Source organism: Halovenus salina, assembly GCF_026410925.1.
GTDB classification, from domain to species: Archaea; Halobacteriota; Halobacteria; order Halobacteriales; family Haloarculaceae; genus Halovenus; species Halovenus salina.
This window is the reverse complement of record NZ_CP112972.1, coordinates 1,055,510-1,076,369: the sequence shown is the minus strand read 5'-3', so window position 1 is coordinate 1,076,369 and position 20,860 is coordinate 1,055,510. Positions and strand designations below refer to the sequence as shown.

21 protein-coding genes, 1 tRNA gene and 1 pseudogene are annotated in these 20,860 nt (G+C 61.6%); 12 read left to right on the top strand and 11 right to left on the bottom strand.

Going from position 1 to position 20,860, the window contains the following annotated elements:
• Window positions 1-115: 115 nt before the first annotated feature.
• Both OSC37_RS05405 and OSC37_RS05400 read right to left on the bottom strand, forming a co-directional pair.
• The gene (locus tag OSC37_RS05405) at window positions 116-241 is read right to left on the bottom strand and encodes a hypothetical protein (RefSeq protein WP_267163574.1); all 126 of its coding nucleotides are present in this window, start codon (window positions 239-241) and stop codon (window positions 116-118) included.
• A 74-nt stretch (window positions 242-315) separates the two neighbouring features.
• A complete protein-coding gene (locus OSC37_RS05400; protein ID WP_267163573.1) occupies window positions 316-708 on the bottom strand; it encodes an Hsp20/alpha crystallin family protein in 393 nt (130 codons plus the stop codon).
• Window positions 709-811: 103 nt separating this feature from the next.
• Here OSC37_RS05400 and OSC37_RS05395 point away from each other — a divergent pair, with 103 nt between their 5' ends.
• Both OSC37_RS05395 and OSC37_RS05390 read left to right on the top strand, forming a co-directional pair.
• Window positions 812-1,498: a metal-dependent transcriptional regulator gene (locus OSC37_RS05395; protein WP_267163572.1), complete on the top strand. Its 687-nt coding sequence runs from the start codon at window positions 812-814 to the stop codon at window positions 1,496-1,498.
• 278 nt (window positions 1,499-1,776) lie between these two features.
• Window positions 1,777-2,361: a winged helix-turn-helix transcriptional regulator gene (locus OSC37_RS05390; protein WP_267163571.1), complete on the top strand. Its 585-nt coding sequence runs from the start codon at window positions 1,777-1,779 to the stop codon at window positions 2,359-2,361.
• A 3-nt stretch (window positions 2,362-2,364) separates the two neighbouring features.
• Here the strand turns inward: OSC37_RS05390 and OSC37_RS05385 are convergent, their stop codons facing one another.
• The gene (locus OSC37_RS05385) at window positions 2,365-2,940 is read right to left on the bottom strand and encodes a hypothetical protein (protein ID WP_267163570.1); all 576 of its coding nucleotides are present in this window, start codon (window positions 2,938-2,940) and stop codon (window positions 2,365-2,367) included.
• A 192-nt stretch (window positions 2,941-3,132) separates the two neighbouring features.
• Between OSC37_RS05385 and OSC37_RS05380 the strand changes: the two are divergent.
• Window positions 3,133-3,384: pseudogene (locus OSC37_RS05380) on the top strand (ISH3 family transposase); the annotation flags it as partial.
• A gap of 475 nt (window positions 3,385-3,859) precedes the next feature.
• Here OSC37_RS05380 and OSC37_RS05375 read toward each other — a convergent pair.
• From OSC37_RS05375 to OSC37_RS05360, 4 genes are all read right to left on the bottom strand, one after another.
• Window positions 3,860-5,395 carry a GMC family oxidoreductase gene (locus OSC37_RS05375; RefSeq protein ID WP_267163569.1) on the bottom strand — a complete coding sequence of 512 codons (1,536 nt, stop codon included), beginning with the start codon at window positions 5,393-5,395 and terminating at the stop codon, window positions 3,860-3,862.
• A 312-nt stretch (window positions 5,396-5,707) separates the two neighbouring features.
• Complete coding sequence (cruF, locus tag OSC37_RS05370) at window positions 5,708-6,577, bottom strand: bisanhydrobacterioruberin hydratase (RefSeq protein WP_267163568.1); 870 nt, start codon at window positions 6,575-6,577, stop codon at window positions 5,708-5,710.
• Between the two features lie 14 nt (window positions 6,578-6,591).
• Window positions 6,592-7,476 carry a prenyltransferase gene (locus tag OSC37_RS05365; protein ID WP_267163567.1) on the bottom strand — a complete coding sequence of 295 codons (885 nt, stop codon included), beginning with the start codon at window positions 7,474-7,476 and terminating at the stop codon, window positions 6,592-6,594.
• A 119-nt stretch (window positions 7,477-7,595) separates the two neighbouring features.
• Window positions 7,596-8,147: a GbsR/MarR family transcriptional regulator gene (locus tag OSC37_RS05360; protein WP_267163566.1), complete on the bottom strand. Its 552-nt coding sequence runs from the start codon at window positions 8,145-8,147 to the stop codon at window positions 7,596-7,598.
• A 54-nt stretch (window positions 8,148-8,201) separates the two neighbouring features.
• Between OSC37_RS05360 and OSC37_RS05355 the strand changes: the two genes are divergently transcribed.
• From OSC37_RS05355 to OSC37_RS05330, 6 genes are all read left to right on the top strand, one after another.
• On the top strand, window positions 8,202-8,903 hold the full coding sequence (locus OSC37_RS05355) for an ABC transporter ATP-binding protein (RefSeq protein WP_267163565.1): 702 nt from the start codon (window positions 8,202-8,204) through the stop codon (window positions 8,901-8,903).
• Window positions 8,904-9,632, top strand: a complete 729-nt coding sequence (locus OSC37_RS05350; RefSeq protein WP_267163564.1) for an ABC transporter permease — start codon at window positions 8,904-8,906, stop codon at window positions 9,630-9,632. It abuts the gene before it with no gap.
• Window positions 9,629-10,375 carry a hypothetical protein gene (locus OSC37_RS05345; protein ID WP_267163563.1) on the top strand — a complete coding sequence of 249 codons (747 nt, stop codon included), beginning with the start codon at window positions 9,629-9,631 and terminating at the stop codon, window positions 10,373-10,375. The genes OSC37_RS05350 and OSC37_RS05345 overlap by 4 nt, the downstream gene beginning before the upstream one ends.
• 71 nt (window positions 10,376-10,446) lie before the next feature.
• Window positions 10,447-10,851 (top strand): peptide-methionine (R)-S-oxide reductase MsrB, encoded by a 405-nt coding sequence (msrB, locus tag OSC37_RS05340; protein ID WP_267163562.1) that lies wholly within the window; start codon window positions 10,447-10,449, stop codon window positions 10,849-10,851.
• A gap of 45 nt (window positions 10,852-10,896) precedes the next feature.
• Window positions 10,897-11,769, top strand: a complete 873-nt coding sequence (locus OSC37_RS05335; protein ID WP_267163561.1) for a DUF7978 family protein — start codon at window positions 10,897-10,899, stop codon at window positions 11,767-11,769.
• A 133-nt stretch (window positions 11,770-11,902) separates the two neighbouring features.
• Window positions 11,903-11,987, top strand: a tRNA-Leu gene (locus tag OSC37_RS05330).
• Window positions 11,988-12,185: 198 nt separating this feature from the next.
• Here OSC37_RS05330 and OSC37_RS05325 read toward each other — a convergent pair.
• The 3 genes from OSC37_RS05325 to OSC37_RS05315 form a co-directional block, all read right to left on the bottom strand.
• Window positions 12,186-14,411 carry a CDC48 family AAA ATPase gene (locus OSC37_RS05325; protein ID WP_267163560.1) on the bottom strand — a complete coding sequence of 742 codons (2,226 nt, stop codon included), beginning with the start codon at window positions 14,409-14,411 and terminating at the stop codon, window positions 12,186-12,188.
• 100 nt (window positions 14,412-14,511) lie between these two features.
• Entirely contained in the window at window positions 14,512-15,504 is a 993-nt protein-coding gene (locus OSC37_RS05320; protein ID WP_267163559.1) for an NAD-dependent epimerase/dehydratase family protein, read from the bottom strand.
• Window positions 15,505-15,599: 95 nt separating this feature from the next.
• Window positions 15,600-15,824: a hypothetical protein gene (locus tag OSC37_RS05315; protein WP_267163558.1), complete on the bottom strand. Its 225-nt coding sequence runs from the start codon at window positions 15,822-15,824 to the stop codon at window positions 15,600-15,602.
• A 217-nt stretch (window positions 15,825-16,041) separates the two neighbouring features.
• Between OSC37_RS05315 and OSC37_RS05310 the strand changes: the two genes are divergently transcribed.
• On the top strand, window positions 16,042-17,163 hold the full coding sequence (locus tag OSC37_RS05310) for a pyridoxal phosphate-dependent aminotransferase (protein WP_267163557.1): 1,122 nt from the start codon (window positions 16,042-16,044) through the stop codon (window positions 17,161-17,163).
• Here OSC37_RS05310 and OSC37_RS05305 read toward each other — a convergent pair whose 3' ends face one another.
• Window positions 17,164-18,486, bottom strand: coding sequence for a methyl-accepting chemotaxis protein (locus OSC37_RS05305; RefSeq protein WP_267163556.1), 1,323 nt, complete (start codon window positions 18,484-18,486; stop codon window positions 17,164-17,166).
• Between the two features lie 97 nt (window positions 18,487-18,583).
• On the opposite strand from OSC37_RS05305, the gene OSC37_RS05300 reads away from it, so the two are divergent.
• Complete coding sequence (locus tag OSC37_RS05300) at window positions 18,584-18,985, top strand: hypothetical protein (RefSeq protein ID WP_267163555.1); 402 nt, start codon at window positions 18,584-18,586, stop codon at window positions 18,983-18,985.
• A gap of 71 nt (window positions 18,986-19,056) precedes the next feature.
• Complete coding sequence (gene infB / locus OSC37_RS05295; RefSeq protein ID WP_267163554.1) at window positions 19,057-20,859, top strand: translation initiation factor IF-2; 1,803 nt, start codon at window positions 19,057-19,059, stop codon at window positions 20,857-20,859.
• Window position 20,860 lies beyond the last annotated feature (1 nt).

Below are 20,860 nucleotides of genomic sequence, written 5' to 3'. Positions count from 1 at the left end.
TTTCGTGACCACGTCACGAATATCAGTGTTTCACGGCGTGAGACCCACGTCTCGTTTCCCGACGGCGGTAACGACTCGCAACAATCACTATCAGTGAGCCGCTCGTTTCAGCGTCTTAGGGAAGAAACAACGTCAGTGTCAGCGCTAGGCTGAAGGTCAACAGCAGCCAGAGGGCAATCGCCCACGTCACCTGTTCCTGGAGGTCGTCACTTCTGAGTGGAATTGACTCTGTCGCTCCCATAGACGATGGAAGGAACTGGGCGGTGGTAGTGGTCGGTCCACGATATTGGGGGCCGTTTATACGGAGAAGACGAGCTAGATGTCGATACTCGTCGAGTCGTCGTCGTGGGCGAAGACGACTTCGAGCACGCCGTTGTTGTAGGTCGCTTGGGCAGAGGTCTCCTCGACGGGCGTGGGGAGTGAAATCTGTTCGCGGTACTGCCGGGTGTTGCCGGTCGCGTCGAGATGGAGCGTTCGACCGTCGCATTTCAGGTCGATATCGTCTTTCTCGACACCGGGAATGTCCGCGACGACACGAACGTCGTCGTCACTCTCGTGAACATCGAGGTGAACGTTACCGGAGGTCTCCTGGCTGCCGGCTCTGTTGTGCTCGAAGTGGACGTCGCCGTTCTCGGCCATCATCTCGTTCATCATGCGTTCAATCTCGCTGAAGAACTCGTCAAACGGGTCGTCGCGGTCGTCTCTCATACACAATTATTAGGCTATCACACTCAAAAGCCTTCGGCACAGCCTTCTGTTTGAGTGACCAGTCGCCATCTTTTTGCCCGGAACCGCGCTAGCGAGAACACACATGTTGAGCGCGAAGATGGAGGACTATCTGAAGGCGGTCTACGAGCTCAAGGAGATAGAGGGCGCTCCTGTTTCAACCTCCAGCATCGCGGAGTATATGGACGTGACGCCGCCGACGGTCACGAGCATGATGGAGAAACTCGAAGACCGCGAGCTCGTCGACCGCGAGAAATACAGCGGCGTCGAGCTCACGCCGGAAGGGGAGACGGTCGCGCTCGAAGTTCTCCGTCATCATCGCCTCATCGAGACCTACCTCGCCGAGCAACTGGACTACGACTGGGCCGAGGTCCACGACGAGGCCGACCGGCTCGAACACCACATCAGCGAGGAGTTCGAGCGTCGGGTCGCGGACGCGCTCGATGACCCGGCGGTCGACCCTCACGGTGACCCGATTCCGACCGACAGCCTCGACCCGCTCGAAGAGACCGACGGCGGACGACTCGATGAGTACGACGAAGGCGAGTCGGTCGTCGTCGAACGAGTTCGGGACCGTGACGCCGAGGAACTCGACTATCTCAAGGATGTCGGCCTCACACCTGGGACCGAACTCACCGTCGACGAGATTACGCCAATCGGGATGATAACCGTCCGTCTGGAAGATGGGCCGACAGTCTCGATTCCGAACGCTATCGCTGGCTCTATCCACGTCACGCCGGCGACGCCCGACGATGTCGCCGAGACCGTCTAGTCGGTGGTGTTTATTTAAGAACTCTTAGTGAGAGCGGGCAGAACAGCAAGAAAGCCCCGAGTCGTTCGACGGCTGCGACTCGCTGCGGTCCTCACTCCGTTGCGGTCCTTGGGTCGTCTCGCTCGTCGAACGACTCGCCCCTTTCAGTCCCGCCCGGCCTCGAACGCGGATTTGGGCGAGACTGCCTTGCTGTTTCACATTCCATAACCAACACGTTAACCGAAACACCGCCTCCAGTCACGCCGAACGCTTTTCTTCCGACGCGCGAACGATACCGTATGCGCGGACTCGACGACACCGACAGAGAGATTCTTCGGATTCTTCTGGACGACGGGCGACGCTCCTACAGCGATATCGCCGAGACGGTTGGACTCTCGGCACCTGCCGTCTCCGACCGCATTGACCGCCTCCGAGAGATCGGCCTCATCCGGCGGTTCACCGTCGACCTCGACCGGGGGCTGTTGCGCGAGGGGACACCCGTGCTCGTGACCGTCCAGGCTGACCCGGGGACCGGCAAACGACTTGAGTCTCACCTCCAGGAACAGCCCGCGGTCGAACACGTCTTCCGGACCGCAGGCGAGACACTCGTCTGTACCGCTGCGGTCACTGACGGCGACGTGGAGACTCTCTTCGAAGAGGTGGTCGATTCCGTCCGTTCGTACGACGTACAGCTCCTCGCCGAGACGTCGTGGACGCCACAGCTCGACCAGGCAGAGTTTGCTCCCGACTGTGTCGAATGCGGGAACACGGTCGACACAGAGGGCGAGCGTGAGAGCTTCGACGGCACCGTCTATCACTTCTGTTGTTCCTCGTGTCTGGAGAGCTTCCAGGAGCAGTACGACCGCCTCAGCGACGGCGCGTAGGGCTCAGAGCCTGACCGCGAGACCGGGCGGGAGCGGATCGGGCACGCGAAGGGTCGTCGTCGTCTCCGCTCCGGTCCCTGTCGTGATTGTCAGCGTCACCGCCTCGCCGAGCGTGAGGCGGTCGCCAACGTGTTGTGCACCCTCGATATCGTCGGTGCCGCAATCGAACTGGAAGACGAGTCGCTCGCCGGGCTGGAGTTCGGTCCCGCCATCGAGCGGGTCGACACCGAAGGAGGCGTCGCCAGCGCCGACCTGTGGGGGCGTGAGTAGATATTGGTCCGCTCCGTCCCAGGTCACGGTCACGTCGCTGACGCTGACGCTTTCGGCTGCGGGCGTGACGAGTACCTCGACGACGCCGACGCTGGTCCGGTCGTCGTTGATTGCGGTTCCGTACGACGAGAGGACGACCAACGCCCCGTCGTCGTGTTCGTCTTCGGTCGTCGCTTGGTCGCCGCTGAGCGACCCGTCTCGGATGTCGACACCGGCAAAACCGAGCGCTGTGGGGAGAACTGCAAGCAACACCGTGACGCCGACGATGAACGCGAGAAGCTGTTGTGTCTCCGATTGGGCCCGTCCCATTCCTGTTCACCCCTCGTCGGCTCGGGTGTTAAGTCTGCTGACCCGACGCTACGGCGGTGTTCAGATAAGCACCGATTAACGAGTCATTTTCTGCTCGCGACTCAGCTGAACCCTGGTGGACTGAAAGGGCGAGACGCCCTCGAGGAACCCCGACGACGTAAGCCGCGAGGCGGCCAGCCGTGGGAGGATGTTACGCCATCAACGACAATTCGGCTGTTCTACGTGCGCGTTGGGTTTCTGCTGGAGCAGTTGTGGGTTGTGTTGCAGTGGGCAGTGCTCGCCCGGCCACGGCGTGGCGGGCGAGCACTTCCGACCGATTTCACGTTCAACGACGCGTTTCTCCATAGGATCGAGGAGGTGCTGGACGATGAGTTCGGCTGGAAGGATGAACACCAGACGAACGGCCAGGGACTACCAGCAGGGCACGAACACGGACTCGGCTAAGCCGCCTCGCTTCGGGAAGCGAGGCTGGCGGGGAGCAACAGCTATGTTCTGAGAGTCGGTTGAGCGACGGTCACAGCGAAAAGCAACCAGATTTGTGACTGTTCTCCGAGTCTCCGCAGTGGCAAAAGTGTACTTCGCCTCGTATCGGCGTTCTCAGCGATTCAGACTCCTCTCTTGCTGCTGCTATCAAGAGAGTGGACAACTAGCGAATAGACATTCGCTTGGCGACGCTGGCGGCGATGAAGTACCCGTGGGTAGTGTCCACGGCTTCCTCGCCGACAGTGAGTGGACTGATGAGATACGTGCTTAAGAAGAGCGGTCGACCGCCAGTCTGTCGGCCCCTGGTGCAACGAGGCGACGCTGGTCGCGCTCGGGGCGACGCTCGAAGCCGAGAACGCACACTGACAGCGAACAGGTCACAGCATGTTGCTGGCGGCAACTAGACGCCAGCAACAGCATAGGGCGGCCCGGACGCTTACACGGTCAGGAGGTCTGCTGCCTTCTCCGCGATAGCGATTGTGGGTGCGTTCGTGTTCCCGCCGACGATGCGTGGCATGACCGATGCGTCCACGACACGCAGCCCGTTGACGCCCCTGACGCGGAGGGTGTCGTCGACGACAGCCATCTCGTCGTCACCCATCTTGCAGGTCCCGACCGGGTGGTACACCGTCGAGGCGTGTTTGCGGACGAACTCGCGGATCTCCTCGTCCGAGGTGACATCGGATCCCGGATGAACCTCTGAGCCGCAGTACGGCGCCAGCGCTTCGGTATCGGCAATTTCCCGGGCGAGTTTGACCCCCTCGACCAGTGGTTCGATATCACTGTCAGCGCTCAGGTATTCGGGGTCGATAACCGGAGAGTCGTGCGGGTCGCCTGAAGCCAGCCGGACCGTCCCGCTGCTCTCTGGCCGAATCTGTGTCGGCATCATGGTGAAGAACGTGCGATCGTCGTCGGGTGCGCCGAGGCCGTGCTCAAGTAGGTACACCGGCGCGTTGTGGAACTGGAGGTCCGGCGCGGGCAGGTCGTCGTCAGTCCGGACGAAACAGCCAGTCTCGACAACGTTCGAGGTGGGTGCCGGGGCCGGTTGCCCGTCGGTCTGTTCGTATACCACTCCGAGTTTCAGGTGGTCCTGCAAGTTCCGACCGACACCGGGGCGGTCGGCCCGGACCTCGATACCGTGGTCCTGAAGATGATCTGCGGGGCCGATGCCTGACAGCATGAGCAGCTGCGGAGAGTTTATTGCGCCCGCCGAGAGAATGACTTCCTCGCGGGCCTCGGCGGTTCTGGTCGTGCCGTCGTGTTCGTACTCGACGCCGACCGCGCGGTCTCCGTCAAACCTGACGCTCGTCACCTTCGCCTCAGTCTCGACGGTCAGGTTCGACCGGTCGAGGACAGGTGTAATGTACGCGGCCGCACTGCTACACCGTTCGCCGTCTTTCTGTGTCAGGTGGTAGAACCCGCCCCCCGCTTGCCCGTCGGCGTTGAAATCGGGGTTGTGATCGATGCCGACTTCTGCCATCGCCTCGACGAGCGCTTCCGAAACCGGGTGTGGCTCGACCTGCTCGGCGACGTTCAGCGGACCACCCTCACCGTGGTACTCGCCATCACCCGGCTCGAAGTGTTCCGCCCGCTTGAAGTATGGGACAATGTCGTCGTACCCCCACCCATCGTTGCCCAGTTTTGCCCATCCATCGTAGTCACTGGGATGACCTCGGATGTATATCATCCCGTTGAGCGAACTTGACCCGCCGAGGGTCTTTCCCCGAGGGTGGTACAGCTGTCGGTCGTTCAGCTCCGACTGCGGAACTGTGTGGTAGTCCCAGTCAACTGCCGAACTGTACAGCTCGGGAAACCGTGGTGGCGCGTGAATCTCTTCTCTGTTGTCCGGTTCACCGGCTTCAAGTAGGAGTACATCCCTGTCCTCGCTCCCGGAGAGGCGGTGTGCGAGCGCACAGCCAGCGGACCCGGCACCGACAATAACGAAGTCGTGAGTCGTGTTGTCGTGAGTCATAAAAACTCTGCCGTCTTATACAGAGCAAGCTATTATAAAATTTCTCCCGCCCTTTCCGGCGGTGTTCAGATAAGCACCGATCTCCAAGCCGGTTTCTGCCCGTGACTCAGCCAAATCCTGGCGGCCTGCGAAAATCGGAGACTTTCGTGATGACGAAAGAGCAGCTCTTTCGAACCACGCACAGCGAGTGTTCCGCGAATAGCATGAGCGGAACGACGAAAGACGAGCGGGGCGAGTCTTTCGGAACGCGGGAGTCGAGAGCTTTCCCCGTCTCAATCACTACTGTAAATCCTTATCTGAACACTACCGACGCTACAGCGGAGCCACGTCGAAGTCGAAGCGGTCAGTTGCCAGGAGGGCGACCCCGAACCCAGCGGCGATTGCGACCGGCACCCAGGCCTGATAGAACGCGTTGACAGCACCCCACAACAGGACAAAACTCACCATGTCATCGAGCATGTACGGGCAGACCTCGACGCGCTCGCGCAGTTGCTCCCTGTCGAAGGCGGCGTCGATGAGCACCGTCGCGACGACGGCACTCAACACCCAACCCGCGTAGTTCATTGCCGGAACGCCGTAGAAGCCACCCTCGGCGAACTCCCAGAACCCGAGCGCGACCGCCGCAGGGTCGAGCACCAGGTCGACGGCGACGACGGTTGCGGCGACGACCGGCAGACGCACCAGCGGCGAGGCCGCCCGCCCACGGAGCAACAGCAGACAGAGCAGGTAGCTGTTGACGACAAGCGGGACGAAAAACAGCGGCAGCGCCACGGGGATGGTCCCTGCAAGCATCGGTCCAAGCGAGATGTTGTAGCTAAACTCGCCGTAGGGGATGCCACGCGTCGCGCCGAGAAACTCGATTGCGTACGTGTACGCGAACAGAAGCGACAGCGCCACGGCCCCGCGTCGGTCGACGAGTGGGAGCAGTCCAGAGACCAGCGGGAGTCGCATCACGAACACGCCGAACAACACCAGCGCGGGGTTAAACGAAAGCAGCGAAGGGAGCAACCCCTGGGCGCTGGCGAGCAGCGTCACGGCTCCGATAAGCGGGAAGACGACCGCAATCGTGAACCGGTTGGTATCGACGAGGGTATCCAGTGCCGCCTCGAACCCTGCCCTGTCCGAGAACGCCCGCGATACCCCCTCTCTGTCGAGGGTGACCTGTTCTGTCCCGTCAGCCATCGGTCTCCCCCCACTCACGCATACAGCATCACCCAGAGACGGCCCATCGTCAGCGCCATGCCGGCGAACGTGTTCAACACCGGGAACCACCAGTACGCGCGAGCTATGTCGACCCCGAGCCGGCCGATGACGCCGGCGAACAGCGGGTAGACAAGAAAGACGAGGCCGAGACGGGGGTCGACCAGCGCCATCGTGCCCGCGGCCACCAGCCAGCAGGCCCCACAGTAGACGAGGGTCGCTCGCTCACCGAGCATCGTCGCCGTCGTGTCGATACCGGCCTCGCGGTCGGGGTCGATGTCGGGTATCGCCGAGAAGGTGTGCATCCCCATCGCCCAGACCCACCCGCTGGCGACCGCGAGTAGCGGCGGTGCTGTGCCGGCAACAGCGCCGTAGGCGACGAGTGCCGGCGTGACATAGAGCCCGTTCGAGACCGAGTCGAGGACAGGGGTTGTCTTGAAACGTAACGGCGGGACGCTGTAGGCGGCACCGAGGGCCAGAAACGCGCCCATTGCGACGGTGCTTTCGATTGGGAGTACTGGAACGAACGCCACGCCGAGCGCACCACAGACGAGCACGATTCCAGTCACTCGGTTACCACCGGAGTACCGTACCTCGCGGCCGCCCTCGGATTTCTTGGGGTTGTGCTCGTCGATATCGGCGTCGAATCGGTCGTTGATACCGTACAGGAAGACGTTCGCCGGAAGCAGGAAGTACAGAAACAGCGCGACTGAGAGCGGAGTGAAGAGATCACTCGTCGTCGAGGCGCCGTAGGTCACGCCGACGACAACAGGCCCCGCGAGATAGAGCCAGAACCGCGGGCGTGAGAGCCAGAACAGATAGCCCGCGAACGTCCGCTCGGACGGGGCCAGCCATTCGAGTCGCTCTGTCACGTCGCTCACATCTGTCGATGTGGTCGCCAAACTACTAAAGACGACGGTACCAGGTGTCCCGACACAGCCCACGCCAAGCGTGTCGACCCACCCACGGGCGACCTGTCGGCCAAGACAGAGAGGACAGACTACTTGCCGCTGTCGGGGCTCTCCATCGCTTCCGCGAATGCCATCATCTCCTCTGGACTGAGTTCAGAGAGCAGATTGACGAACTGCTCTATCTGGCCGTAGTACTCCTGGAGCTGTGACACCCTGGCGAGGTCATGTTCCGCGTCGGGGCTGTCGCTAGCTTCGAGCCGTTGTTGTGCCGTATCGAGTGCTCGGTTCATCGTCACGATCTCGCGTTGTCCTTCGGTTTCGAGCAACCGCTTCATCACGTCCCACCACTCGCGTTCGGCCTCGAAGAAGGCACGTTTTCCCTCTCCTGGAAGTGACCGCCGTTTCACCAGGTAGTACCGCTCCAAGGTCGACATCGCCGAACTGACTGTCGATTTGGCGTAATCGCTGCGCTCGGCGAGGTCGTCCAGCGAGAGCGGCCCGTCTGCAAAGTACAGGATGCCGTAGAGTCGGCCGAGGCTCCGCTTTGTCCCGTACATCTCGGCCGTGGTCGCCATCGCCTCGATGACCTCCTCGCGTGCTCGCTCGACCTCTGTCTCCTGGCTGTCGCCGTTCTCATCCATCACCGTCACGTTTGACCGTAAGGGATAAATGAGTTTATACCGAATATTCGGTAAATGCCGAATTTAGAGAACAAAGCGATACCGGACGACGAGCAGTCAGACGACACGTGGCTGCTTCGTGGCACAGACATCGAGAAGACCTACGACTCCTGGCTCCCGTTCGGGCGGACCGTCGACGTGTTGACGGGTGCGACACTGACGGTCAACGAGTCCGAACTCGTCGGCATCGTGGGCGGCAACGGCTCGGGAAAATCGACCCTGATGAAGATTCTGGTCGGGGTTCTGGACCGGGACGGTGGCGAGGTAAAGCGCCAGGGAACTATCGGCTGGTGTCCACAGGAGACACTTCTGTACGACCGGCTGACGGTCCGAGAGACGATGCAGTTGTTTGGCAGCGGCTACGGCATGGACAGCGAGACGATTCGCGAGCGACTGGCCTGGCTCGCCGACCGATTCGAGTACGAGGAGTATCTCGACACCCGAATCGACCACCTGAGCGGCGGCAACCAACAGAAGGTAAATCTCTCGGTCGCACTGCTTCACCAGCCCGACGTGCTGTTGCTCGACGAGCCGTACACCGGATTCGACTGGGAAACCTACCAGACGTTCTGGGAGTTCACCGACGAACTGGCCGCCCAGGGAACTGCAATCGTCATTATCAGTCACTTCGTTGAGGAACACGACCGGTTCGACCGCATCTACGAACTTCAGGATGGCACCCTCGAACGCCAGCAATCCGGCGAGGAGGTGGCGTAGATGTCGATAGCGCCACGGCAGCGGGCAGCCGTCGGCGCGGGCCTTCGTACGTTCCTCCGGAAGCCGATGAACGTCGTCCTGCTGGTGGTTCTTCCGCCTGCGGTGCTTTTCATGTACGAACTCGCAGTCGACCCCATCTCGGCGGCACCGGGAATCGACCTCACCCCGGGGGCCGCCGACCTCGGCGGCGCGCTCTTTGCGACGGCGTTTCTCGCCGGACTACTCGGCGTCTTCCAGGTTGTCGGCACGGCCCAGTCCGACCGGCGACTGGTCGTCTGTGGCTATCGCCCGGCCGAGGTCCTTCTCGCCCGCCTGCTGACGGTGCTGATTGCCGGCGGCCTCGTTGCCGCCATCACGTTCGTGACGTTCTGGCTACGGACCGATGTCACCCCCGAGCGCCCGCTCGTCGCGTTCGGTGCGCTTCTCGGTGCCGCACTCGTCTACGCACTCGTGGGGGTCTGTCTCGGCGCACTCCTCGGCCGCGAACTTGAGGGGTCGCTTGTCCTCGTATTTCTGGCCGATATCGATTCGTTCGGCTCTATCGGTGTTGTCCCGACAGAGAGTGCTGTCATCGAGTACTTCCCGCTTGCGACGCCACACGACATGCTCCATGCGGCCGTCTACGACGGGACGGTCTCGGGCGGGGAGGTGCTGACCGTCCTTGGCTACGCCGCTGCCCTCGGCGTGCTCGCAGTCGCACTCGTCATCTACGGGGGTGACCTGACATGAGCCACGTCTCTCGCCGCCAGCGGGTCCAGGCCGCCGCGGTCGTTGCGGGCAAGGAGGTGTTACGCGACCCGGTGTTACTCGGCCTTCTGGCGTTTCTCCCGGTGTATTTCATCGGGCTGTGGGGGTGGCTGGTGCCGGACGACCCCGTCCGGGTCGCGGTTGCGACAGCCGAGGGAACGGTCACCGTCGAGACGGACCTTGTGAGCCTGATGCTCTCGCTCATGGGGCCGGTCACTGCGGCCCTGCTCGTAGGTATCACGGGGCTGTTTCTCGTCCAGCGCTCACGGGACATCGACGAGCGCCTGCGGGTCGTCGGCTTCCGTGGTGCGGAACTGCTTGTCGCCCGCCTCTGTCTGCTGGCGGCCGTGGCGATTCTCGTCGTGTGTGTCTCGCTGGCTGTCACGATGATCTACAGCGTCCCTGAACATCTCGGGTGGTTCCTGTTCGCGCTGGTGGTGGCTGGGGCGACCTACGGCGGTATCGGAGTCCTTGCGGGCCTGTTTATCGACCGGATGGCCGGAGTCTATCTCCTCCTTTTCATCCCGATGTTCGACATCCTCCTGCTCGGGCTGCCCCTGGGTGGGTCTCCGGGGTGGGCCGACTGGCTTCCCGGACACCACGCGGCCGAGCTCGCTATCAGTGCCGCTCTTGCAGAGCGTGTCGCGCTCTCGCATGCGGGCTGGGGTCTCTTCGTGGTCGCTGTTATCTCGACTGTCGCGGTGGCCGTTGCCGCCAGTCAGTAGCGTCGGTTCCGGGCAGAAGTGGCCGAAACCGTCCAATTATATGTGTTGAAGGCATATCTGTATTCGATATAATGAGCGAACACGACACCGTCCCGGAACACGAAGACGAGTGGCAAGAAATCCTGACTGAGGAGGAGTATAAAATCCTCCGAGAGGGAGACACAGAGCCGCGATTCAGCGGCGAGTTGCTCGACATCGACGAGGCGGGCGTCTTCTCGTGTAAGGCCTGTGGCGCGGAGCTGTTCCACTCCGAACAGAAATACGACTCTGGCAGCGGCTGGCCGAGTTTCTTCGACGTGCTCGAGGAGGGCAACGTCGGCACCGCTGTTGACACCAGCCACGGCATGCGTCGGACCGAGGCAATCTGTGCCCGCTGTGAGAGCCACCTCGGACATATCTTCGACGACGGTCCCGATCCGACGGGCCAGCGGTACTGCATCAACTCGGCGTCCCTAGAGTTCGAGCCCGACGAGTAAGACGTTCCCCGAAGATTTTTACTTGCCGTCGTTGGGCACATATATGTGAAAGACAAAATCGAGTTCGGTGGTCTCGACGAGCGGTACTACGGGGTACCGTTGTTCGGCGGACTCCTCGGTGGGTTGGTCTCGTTTGTCGTTGGCTACCTGTCGTTTCTCGGCATCGCAGCCGGAACCGGTGACGGCATCGACTTCGAGGCCCAGTCGCTCCGGCAGGTTGGCCACTTCTTCTATAACTCGTTTCTCGTGCCAACTCACCAGCAGACGAAAGAGGTCGCCGAAAATAGCGTCGATAACACCACCGTTTTGCAAGAGACGATCCGTGAGGCTCAATACAACCCATTCTACCAGAGTGATAGCATAGACGTGTCAGTCCAGACGTACCTCAACGGGTCACTCTACAACGAACGGGCCCGAACTATCCCTACGGAGAGCACTCAGGGATACGCTCTCCCCGACCTGACCTTCCCCGATTTCGTGTATCTCGCTATTCCCGCGGTCGTTCTCTTTGCCGTCGGATTTGTGCTGGCTTACCGGTACGTCTCGATGGACGAGACACAGATGTGGTGGGATGTCCTGATTCGTGGTCTCGTCGGCGGCGGGACAGTCACGCTCGGGTTCGTGTTGCTCGCTTTCGCCGGAATGTATCTATTCGTTATCGACGGGATTGCGATTTTCACCCAGAAGGCTGGCGAGGACGCATTCACACGTCCAGACAGAATCGATACGCTCGTCTTTGGCTTCGCGTATCCGGCCGTCGTGGCGACGGCAGGCGTTCTCGTCGGGCAGTTGGCCCGCCGGCCGACGATACAGACGACCGGAGCTGCTTCGGACGCTGGAACCGACGACGAGCCTGACGCCGTATCAGACGACGACACCTCTTCAGAGAACGACTCGGAGTCTGCACCAGAGTCGTAATCTTGTGCCAGTCGTGCTCTTGTAGCCGAGTACCAGAACTGGGCTGCCGGGTCATCGGGACAATCGGAATCGTATTATCTATAACTGTCCGGCTGCTACCGCCGGGCGCAGGCCGCCAAACCTGTGACAGCGCGCGAGGGTAGCCAAGCCTGGCCAACGGCGGCGGACTCAAGATCCGCTCCCGTAGGGGTCCATGCGTTCGAATCGCATCCCTCGCACTGCGAGATGCGAACTCAGTGAGCATCTCGAGATGTGGCCCACGCGGGCCCTCGCACCAGTGCGGAAGACCAACGGAGCGGTCTTCCCTCGCACCATCTCCGACAGATTCCTTCCAGAAGTGTCATCTACGTAGCCGGCTCGTGAGGCTGGTCAGAACTACGTGCGGTCCGTGCTAGATACCGAGAAAAGCTCCGCGATTACTGGAAGCCGATGCGTCCGCCGCGGTGGCGTTCGGGGTCGGGACCGCCGCCACGGAACTCCTCTTCCATCTGCTCGTAGTAGTCGCGGATGTCGTCGGTGATTGTCGGCCGGACGTTCTCCATCGCCTGCCGGAAGTGTCGCATCGTCACCTCGTCGGCGTTTTCGTTCTGGCGCAACGCCTCGATTGCGGCCTCCTGGGCAATTGTTTCGAGGTCGGAGCCGACGTATCCGCCACTGACCTCCGCGAGCTCGCGCAGACTCACGTCCGGTCCCAGCGGCATATCGCCGGTGTGTATCTTGAGTATCTGCTCGCGACCCTCGATGTCGGGCTCGCCAACCATGACCAGACGGTCGAACCGACCCGAGCGGATGAGCGCCGGGTCAATCATATCTGGGCGGTTGGTTGCACCGATGACCATCACGTCGCCCATCTCTTCGAGACCGTCGAGTTCGGTCAGGAGCTGATTGACCACGCGCTCTGAGACGTTCGAGCCGACGTCGCCGCCGCCCCGTCCTGGCGCGAGCGAGTCGAGCTCGTCGAAGAAGATGACCGTCGGTGCGACCTGGCGCGCCTTGCGGAACGTCTGGCGGATGGCCTTCTCGCTTTCACCGACCCACTTCGAAAGCAGCTGTGGGCCGCGCACGCTGATGAAGTTGGCGTCGGTCTCGTTGGCGACGGCCTTTGCCATCAGGGTCTTCCCTGTTCCGGGTGGTCCGTAAAGGAGGACACCCGACGGCGGTGAGACGCCCATCCGTTCGAACTTCTCGGGCTTGTTCATCGGCCACTCGACGCTCTCGCTGACCTCTTTCTGGGCCTCTTCGAGGCCGCCGACGTGGTCCCAGTTTATCTTCGGAAGTTCGACCAGCACCTCTCGCATTGCGCTCGGTGACACCTCGTTGAGCGCGCCGCTGAAGTCGTCACGTTTGATTATCATCCGGTCGATGAGACTCGGCGGAATATCCTCTTCGTCGAGGTCGATTTCTGGCAGGTACCGCCGGAGAGCCTTCATCGCTGCCTCCTTGGTGAGACTCTCGATGTCTGCGCCGACGAAGCCGTGGGTCTCCTCGGCCAGCCGACCCAGGTTCACGTCGTCGGACAGCGGCATCCCACGGGTGTGTATCTGGAGAATCTCCTCACGTCCAGTCTCGTCGGGGACGCCAATCTCGATCTCACGGTCGAACCGACCCGGACGGCGAAGCGCCGGGTCGACGCTGTCGACGCGGTTGGTCGCGCCGATGACGATGACTCGACCCCGGGATTCGAGCCCGTCCATCATCGTCAACAGCTGTGCGACGACGCGGCGCTCGACTTCGCCGGTCACGTCCTCGCGTTTGGGTGCGATTGAGTCGAGTTCGTCGATGAAGATGATAGAGGGCGCTTCTTCGCTCGCGTCCTCGAATATCTCGCGTAACTGCTGTTCGGACTCGCCGTAGTACTTCGAGATGATCTCCGGGCCGGCGATAGAGAAGAAACTCGCAGAGGTTTCGTTGGCGACTGCCTTGGCGAGCAGGGTCTTTCCGGTGCCCGGTGGCCCGTGGAGCAACACCCCCTGTGGCGGCTCGATGCCGAGTTTCTTGAATATCTGGGGGTGTTTCATCGGCAGCTCGACCATCTCGCGGACCCGCTGGATTTCCTTCTGGAGGCCGCCGATATCTTCGTAGGTGATGCCGCCGCCGGTCTTTTCGAAGCCCGAGATAGGCTCTTCGCGGAGTTCGACATCGGTATCCTCGGTGATGAGGACGACCCCTTCGGGCTCGGTTTCGACGGCGATGAGCGGAATCGCCTGCCCCGGCGAGCGCATGAACGGATGGTTCGTGCTCGACATCACGGGCACAATGTCGCGCTCGACGACAGGCCGCTTGAGAATCTGGCGTTTGACCATCCCGGCGGCGTCGCTGCCGAACTGCACGCTCGCCTCCTCTGGCGGCGCGAGCACGAGCGAGTCCGCCTTCTCGGCCTCTGCTTTTCGAATCTCGACCCGCTCGCCGATACCGACATCGGCGTTTTGCCGCGTGAATCCGTCGATACGGACAGTGTCAGTGTTCCAGTCCTGACGGTCCGCACGCCAGACTTTCGCCGCGGTCGTGTCCGCACCCTCTATCTCGATGATGTCTCCCGGCGAGAGCTTGAGATGCAAGAGCGTGTCGGGGTCGAGGCGGGCGATACCACGTCCCGAGTCGTTGGGGTAGGCCTTGGCCACCTCCAGTTGCACTTCATTCATAGTAGGCTGTGATGTATTGACACTCAGGTACCACGGGAGAAATGCTTTTTGCTAGCGGCGGTCGGTCGGGGGTTCCGCTGTTTTCCTCGCTGTGAGACAGCTATCGGCCCAACTCCTCGAAGACAGTCTTTTCCTCCTTCCGGTCAGGTCCGGGGTCGCGCTCGGGGTCGACCGGCCCCTCGATTGCGTTTTTGAAGGCGCTCCGGGGGTCGAGTGGCTCCCAGCCGAGTGCCGAGAGCTTCTCCGTCGAGAGGATGTGTGGGTCGAGGTTGTACAGTGGGAACTCGGACGGGTCGATGTCGCCCTGTGCTAGTTCGCGGGCGCTGGCTGTGACGAGCTCGACATCCTCGTCGAGCAGGTCGGCAATCGTCTCGATTGTCTCCCCAAGCGTGAGTACGCGTCGGTCGCCGACGTTGTACGCCTCTCCAGGCTCGCCCGCTTCGGCGACTGTCCTGAGCGCTCGGACGACGTTTTCGACAGCGACGATGTGGTGGATGTTCGTCCCGTCGCCGGGGACCAGAATCCGGTCGTGTTCGCTGACGCGGTCGACCCAGTACTCGAAGCGACCGGTGTAGTCGTGGCTCCCGTAGACGATTGTGGGGCGGACGCTCATCGCCGGGAAGCCGTGTTCGGCTGCCGCGAAGACCTGTCGGTCGCCCTCTGCCTTGCGCGGGCCGTAGGTGTCGGGGCTGTCGTCGACGGCCTGTTCGTCGCTACAGGGTTCCAGGGGAGTCTCGCCCTCGCGTTTGGGAATCTCGTCGACGCCGTAGGCGTCGCCACTGGAGATGTAGACGTAGCTCTCGATTTCGTGGCCGTCGATGTTGCTGAGGGCGCGGGTCGTCTGTTCGACCTCGCCGGGGTAGTACGCGACGGTATCGAAGACCGCCTGGGCCGCTGCCTCCTTTGCCGCCTCGGCGATGGCGACCCAGCTCGTCCGGTCGCCGTTTACGCGGTCGACGCCGTCGCGGTCCGCGAAGGGATTGGGGTGTCTCCCGCGGTTGAACAGCGTGACCTCGTAGTCGTGTGCCAGCAGTTCTTCAACTAGATGGCGGCCGATAAATCGTGTGCCGCCGATGACCAGTGCGCGGTCCATACCGGTGGATCGACCGGACCGTTTGAAAAGCAGTCGATACCGGCGAACTGTCTCTCCCACCCAACGGCGGAGATACGACGCGGGCAATGGGTCGTTTACTTATCAGACTTCTCGCCGAGTGGTACTGAGAACAGCGGTACGTCGTATTCGGGGTATCGCCGCGTGAGTGCGAGTGACAAACAGCCGAGGCCGACGGCCCCAACCCACCAGGTCGGGTCTCCAGAGAGGGCATTCCACGAGAAAAGCGCGAGCGCAAGCGCACCGACTCCCGCGAGAACTACCCATGTGTCGATGACAAACCCGTCTTGTGTTCCAGTCATTTGTACGATACTGTCGACAGTCGGGGAATAAAAAAAATTCCGTCTTTTTCAGTGTTTGAAACCCACCATCGACCGCCGATACGCTCTGGTCCGGTCCGGAATCGACGGCTGTGATGACAACAGCTTCGACGTGTTATCCCTCGTTTGTGCTACCTCTCTCGTGTCCCCCACTGCCGCAACATCAAAAGTTATCCCCTCCCGGGACGCCTGTACTGGTATGACGGACTTCTCACGGCGAGTCGAACAGGTCTCTATCAGCGGCATCCGCGAGGTCTTCGAAGCGGCCGGCGAGGACGCCATCAACCTCGGTATCGGCCAGCCGGATTTCCCGACCCCAGAGCACGCGCGCCAGGCGGCGGTCGACGCCATCGAAGCGGGTGACGGTGATGCCTACACCTCGAACAAGGGTATCATCGAACTCCGAGAGGCTATCGCCGAGAAACACGCCCGTGACAATGACCTCGATATCGACCCCGAGAACATCATCGCCACCGCGGGCGGAAGCGAGGCACTCCACCTCGCCATGGAAGCCCACGTCGACGCCGGCGAGGAAGTCATCTTTCCCGACCCTGGTTTCGTCGCCTACGACGCCCTGACTCACGTCGCCGGTGGAACCCCTCGCCCTGTTCCGCTTCGCGATGACTTGACGCTCGACCCTGCTGCCGTCGAGGAGGCTATCACCGACGACACGGCCGCCTTCATCATCAACAGCCCCGGGAACCCCACCGGGGCCGTCCAGTCGACAGAAGATATCAAAGAGTTTGCACGTATCGCCGACGAGCACGACGTGCTCTGTATCTCCGACGAGGTGTACGAACACATCGTCTTCGAGGGAGAACACCGCACGCCGATGGAGTTCGCAGAGTCGGACAACGTCATCATCGTCAACGCCTGCTCGAAGAGCTACTCGATGACTGGCTGGCGGCTGGGCTGGGTAACCGGCCCACACGAGCGCATCGAGCGGATGCTCCGGGTCCACCAGTACGTTCAGGCCTGTGCCAGCGCACCCGCACAGTACGCCGCCGAGGGCGCGCTCTCTGGACCACAGGATTCTGTTGATAAGATGGTCGATGCCTTCGAACAGCGCCGGGATGTGGTTCTCGACGGCCTCACCGACATGGGGCTGTCGGTGCCGACACCCGAGGGCGCGTTCTACGCGATGCCCGAGGTGCCCGAGGGGTGGGCCGACGAGGTGCTGGAGCGGGGTGTGGTCGTCGTCCCTGGCGAGGCCTTCGGCGACCACGGCGAGGGGTACGCTCGCCTCTCGTATGCGACCGACATGGAGTCGCTCAAGGAAGCTATCGAGATTATGCGCGAGGCGACGGCTGCGGTGCAGTAACTACAGCTCACTCTGGACATCGATCGCGTTCAACTCGTCGACATCCTGACTAATCTCTTCGATTTTGTCGGTCTGTTGTTCGTTGGCGGCGGCAATGGACTCGGCCCGCTCGGCTACTCGTTCGAAGTCCGCTGCCGTCTCGTCGACCATGCCGGCTATCTCCTCGGTGCTCGCCGCCTGGTCGTCTGTCGCGTCGGCAACCTCGGTGACGCCGTCGGAGACGTTCTCGACTACGTCGGCGATGCTCTGGAACGTCTCTCCCGACTGCTGGACCTTCTCGGCACCGCTCTGGAGAATGTCGTTTGTCTCGTCGAGACTGTCGACCGCCTCTTTGGTGTTCCCACGGACGTCAGCGACGATGTCCTCAATTTCGGAGGCGCGTTGCTGTGATTCCTCGGCGAGGCTTTTGACCTCGTCGGCAACAACGGCGAACCCGTCGCCGGCCTCACCTGCACGCGCGGCCTCTATCGATGCGTTGAGTGCGAGCAGGTTCGTCTGGTCGGCGATATCGTTGATAACGTCGACCAGCTCGTCAATCTGCTGGATGCTCTCGTCGAGTTCACGCACGTCTTCGGTGACGCTCCCAGCAGCCGCCTCCAGTTCGTCCATTATCTCGATTGTTTCAGCCGCCTGCTCGCCACCCGTCTCTGCCTCTTGGCGCGCGTCCTGGCTGATTGATTTGACCTCGTCGGCCGTGGCGGCAATCTCTTCGACGGTAGCGCTGAGCGAGGAGACCTCCTGTGCAACCTCGGTCACGGAGTCGAGCTGTGTGGCCGCCTGTTCGCTGATATTTTGTGAGTTCTCGGCAACTTCCTGGGCCGACTGCTTCAGCTCGTCGACTGCAGATTTGATGTCTTTGCTTGCCGTCTTTTGAGACGAGATATCCCGAAAGGTCTCGCTGATTGCGACCACCTCTCCCTTTTGATCGTGAATCGGTCTCACCACGAGCTCTGTTGGGATAACTCGGCCATCGTAGCTCTCTTTCTCGACTTCGACACGTATCTCGTCTTTGCCCTCGTCGACAATCTGCTTGAGCGTACAGTTCCCTGTTCCACACACCTCGGGGTTGCAAAACTGGTCGTAGCAGCTGAGTGACTCGCTCCCCTCTGCGTTGACGCCGCCCATCTCTTTCATCTTCTCGTTTTCGACGACGACGTTGAAATCGAGGTCGAGAATACGCATTGCCGCACCTGTCGACTCCATCACCTGCCGAAGATTGCCCGTGAGAACGTCCCACAGCTCGTCTTCGGGGAGGGTCTTTCCGCCGACAATCTCTTGAGAGTAGTCTTCACCCGCAGTTGTGCCGCTCTCTGTCTGTGCCATATCTTTGTGTTTGCAACGGTAGTATTTAGTATCAGGTACAATATCCCACAATCTAAGAACACCGATACACACTTTATTTTCCGGGCCAAGCGAGTATATGGAACGTCTCTATCCACAACACGTCCCAGTCTACGGAACCGACGCCGAACGCGAGCGACTCTGGGACCAATGTCTCAACCGCGACGAGCCCGTCGTCGCCGTCCGAGACGCCCGACGCGGCTTCGTCGTCAAATACGACCTCGGCCACCTCGACAGCCGACTCACCAACAGGGCCCTCCAGGGGCTCCGCGAGCAGACTGCATCCTCACGGCGCTACCCGACCGGCAAGTCCGATAGCTTTCCACGAGGGACCGACCCAATCTCGGGGGCCGAACGGCTCGGCGGTGAGGCCGGTCCGGTCTCGGGTGACCTGCACGCACCCACAGAGGAGGCTGCTCGGGATCTGGCCTCGCGGCTGTCGGCAGTCGTCTTCGACGGCACGAACCGCACGCCGCGGTGACTGTAGGGGACGAAACGAGGCACTTAAATGGAAACGCCGGCTGGTTACAACCAGTTCTTAGGTGAGACGGGATGTCAGAACACGACCACCAGGCGGAGTCGGACGCGCTTCGAACCCCGATCGTCGCCGTGCTGGGACACGTCGACCACGGGAAGACGAGCTTGCTCGACAAGATTCGCGGCTCCGCCGTCCACGAGGGCGAAGCAGGGGCAATCACACAACATATCGGGTCAACCGCCGTCCCGCTCGATGTCATCTCTGACATCGCGGGCGAACTCGTCAACCCTGACGACTTCGACCTTCCGGGACTGCTGTTCATCGACACGCCCGGCCACCACTCGTTTTCGACGCTTCGCTCGCGGGGTGGCGCACTCGCCGATATCGCAATTCTCGTCGTCGATGTCAACGACGGCTTCCAGCCACAGACCCACGAGGCAATGGACATTCTCGCTCGCACCTCGACGCCGTTTATTGTCGCCGCCAACAAAATCGATACCGTCCCAGGGTGGAATCCAGAACAGAATCGACCCTCCAAGGTGGCAATCGAGTCACAGAGCGACCGCGTCCAGTCTGACCTCAACGAGAATCTCTACGAAATTATCGGCCAGCTTTCGAGCAAAGACATCTCCGCGGACATGTACTGGCGCGTCCAGGACTTCCAGAAGAATGTCGGCGTCGTCCCCCTCTCCGCCGAGACCGGTGAGGGTGTGCCCGACCTGCTGACGGTGTTGATGGGGCTCTCCCAGCGGTACATGAAAGACGAGATGGAAATCGACACTGCGGGCCCGGCCGCCGGGACCGTCCTCGAAGTCAAAGACACCCAGGGCTTCGGGACGACCATCGACACGGTCGTCTACGACGGCACCATCCGCGAGGACGACACCATCGTCGTCGGCTCGAAGCCAGAGCCAATTGTCACCGACGTGCGGGCACTACTGCAACCGAAGCCGTTGTCCGAGATTCGCTCCGACGAGGAGTTCGAGCAGGTGTCGTCGGTCGTCGCCGCCGAGGGCGTCAAAGTGGCCGCGCCGGACCTCGATGACGCGATGGCCGGGGCACCGGTCCGGGTTGTCGGCGACCGCGACCTCGACGACGTGTTGGATATCGTCCGCAGAGAACTCGCCGACATCGAAGTCTCAACCGAGGAGGAGGGTGTGACAGTCAAAGCGGACACACTCGGTAGTCTCGAAGCCCTCGTAAGCACGCTTGAAGAGGACGAGATTCCGGTCATGGACGCCGGCGTGGGTGACGTTGCTCCCCGTGACGTTCGCATGGCCGAAACTGCAGAGACTGCCCACGAAAAGAGCATCCTCGCGTTCAACGTCGACGTGCTCGATGACGCTCAGCAACTCGCCGACCAGGAGGATGTGCGCCTGTTCGAGCACGACGTCATCTACCGGCTCATCGAATCTTACCAGGAGTACGTCGAGGAGATACAGGAGGCCCAACAGGAGCAGATTCTGGAGAACATCACCCGGCCCTCCCGCTTCGAGATTCTCCCCGACCACACGTTCCGACAGTCTGACCCAGCAGTCGTCGGCGTCGAGGTTCGGGGCGGGCTGCTCCGCCGGAACTGTAACGTCGTCTCCTTCGAGGGGAACGAGCCCGATCGCGTCGGGACGCTCAAGACCATCCAGGACGAGGGCGAGGATGTCGACGAGGCCCGGACCGGTGAACGGGTCGCCGTCTCAATCGACGGACCGACCGTTGGCCGCCAAATAAAGGAAGGCGACGAGCTATGGGTTGAGATTCCGGAGAAACACGCCAAAATTCTCGAACAGGAACTGACAGAAGACATCTCCGCGGACGAGCGGGAGGTCCTCTCGATGTATCTGGAACGTCACCGCAACCGTGACCCCTTCTGGGGGAAGTAAC

What these genes read in the sequence shown, in the direction of transcription:
- infB (WP_267163554.1), top strand. Translation starts at nt 19,057, where the DNA reads ATGTCAGAACACGACCACCAGGCGGAGTCGGACGCGCTTCGAACCCCG.
- OSC37_RS05405 (WP_267163574.1), bottom strand. Translation starts at nt 241, where the DNA reads ATGGGAGCGACAGAGTCAATTCCACTCAGAAGTGACGACCTCCAGGAA.
- OSC37_RS05310 (WP_267163557.1), top strand. Translation starts at nt 16,042, where the DNA reads ATGACGGACTTCTCACGGCGAGTCGAACAGGTCTCTATCAGCGGCATC.
- OSC37_RS05385 (WP_267163570.1), bottom strand. Translation starts at nt 2,940, where the DNA reads ATGGGACGGGCCCAATCGGAGACACAACAGCTTCTCGCGTTCATCGTC.
- OSC37_RS05375 (WP_267163569.1), bottom strand. Translation starts at nt 5,395, where the DNA reads ATGACTCACGACAACACGACTCACGACTTCGTTATTGTCGGTGCCGGG.
- OSC37_RS05395 (WP_267163572.1), top strand. Translation starts at nt 812, where the DNA reads ATGTTGAGCGCGAAGATGGAGGACTATCTGAAGGCGGTCTACGAGCTC.
- OSC37_RS05400 (WP_267163573.1), bottom strand. Translation starts at nt 708, where the DNA reads ATGAGAGACGACCGCGACGACCCGTTTGACGAGTTCTTCAGCGAGATT.
- msrB (WP_267163562.1), top strand. Translation starts at nt 10,447, where the DNA reads ATGAGCGAACACGACACCGTCCCGGAACACGAAGACGAGTGGCAAGAA.
- cruF (WP_267163568.1), bottom strand. Translation starts at nt 6,577, where the DNA reads ATGGCTGACGGGACAGAACAGGTCACCCTCGACAGAGAGGGGGTATCG.
- OSC37_RS05355 (WP_267163565.1), top strand. Translation starts at nt 8,202, where the DNA reads ATGCCGAATTTAGAGAACAAAGCGATACCGGACGACGAGCAGTCAGAC.
- OSC37_RS05390 (WP_267163571.1), top strand. Translation starts at nt 1,777, where the DNA reads ATGCGCGGACTCGACGACACCGACAGAGAGATTCTTCGGATTCTTCTG.
- OSC37_RS05320 (WP_267163559.1), bottom strand. Translation starts at nt 15,504, where the DNA reads ATGGACCGCGCACTGGTCATCGGCGGCACACGATTTATCGGCCGCCAT.
- OSC37_RS05315 (WP_267163558.1), bottom strand. Translation starts at nt 15,824, where the DNA reads ATGACTGGAACACAAGACGGGTTTGTCATCGACACATGGGTAGTTCTC.
- OSC37_RS05300 (WP_267163555.1), top strand. Translation starts at nt 18,584, where the DNA reads ATGGAACGTCTCTATCCACAACACGTCCCAGTCTACGGAACCGACGCC.
- OSC37_RS05305 (WP_267163556.1), bottom strand. Translation starts at nt 18,486, where the DNA reads ATGGCACAGACAGAGAGCGGCACAACTGCGGGTGAAGACTACTCTCAA.
- OSC37_RS05350 (WP_267163564.1), top strand. Translation starts at nt 8,904, where the DNA reads ATGTCGATAGCGCCACGGCAGCGGGCAGCCGTCGGCGCGGGCCTTCGT.
- OSC37_RS05345 (WP_267163563.1), top strand. Translation starts at nt 9,629, where the DNA reads ATGAGCCACGTCTCTCGCCGCCAGCGGGTCCAGGCCGCCGCGGTCGTT.
- OSC37_RS05325 (WP_267163560.1), bottom strand. Translation starts at nt 14,411, where the DNA reads ATGAATGAAGTGCAACTGGAGGTGGCCAAGGCCTACCCCAACGACTCG.
- OSC37_RS05360 (WP_267163566.1), bottom strand. Translation starts at nt 8,147, where the DNA reads ATGGATGAGAACGGCGACAGCCAGGAGACAGAGGTCGAGCGAGCACGC.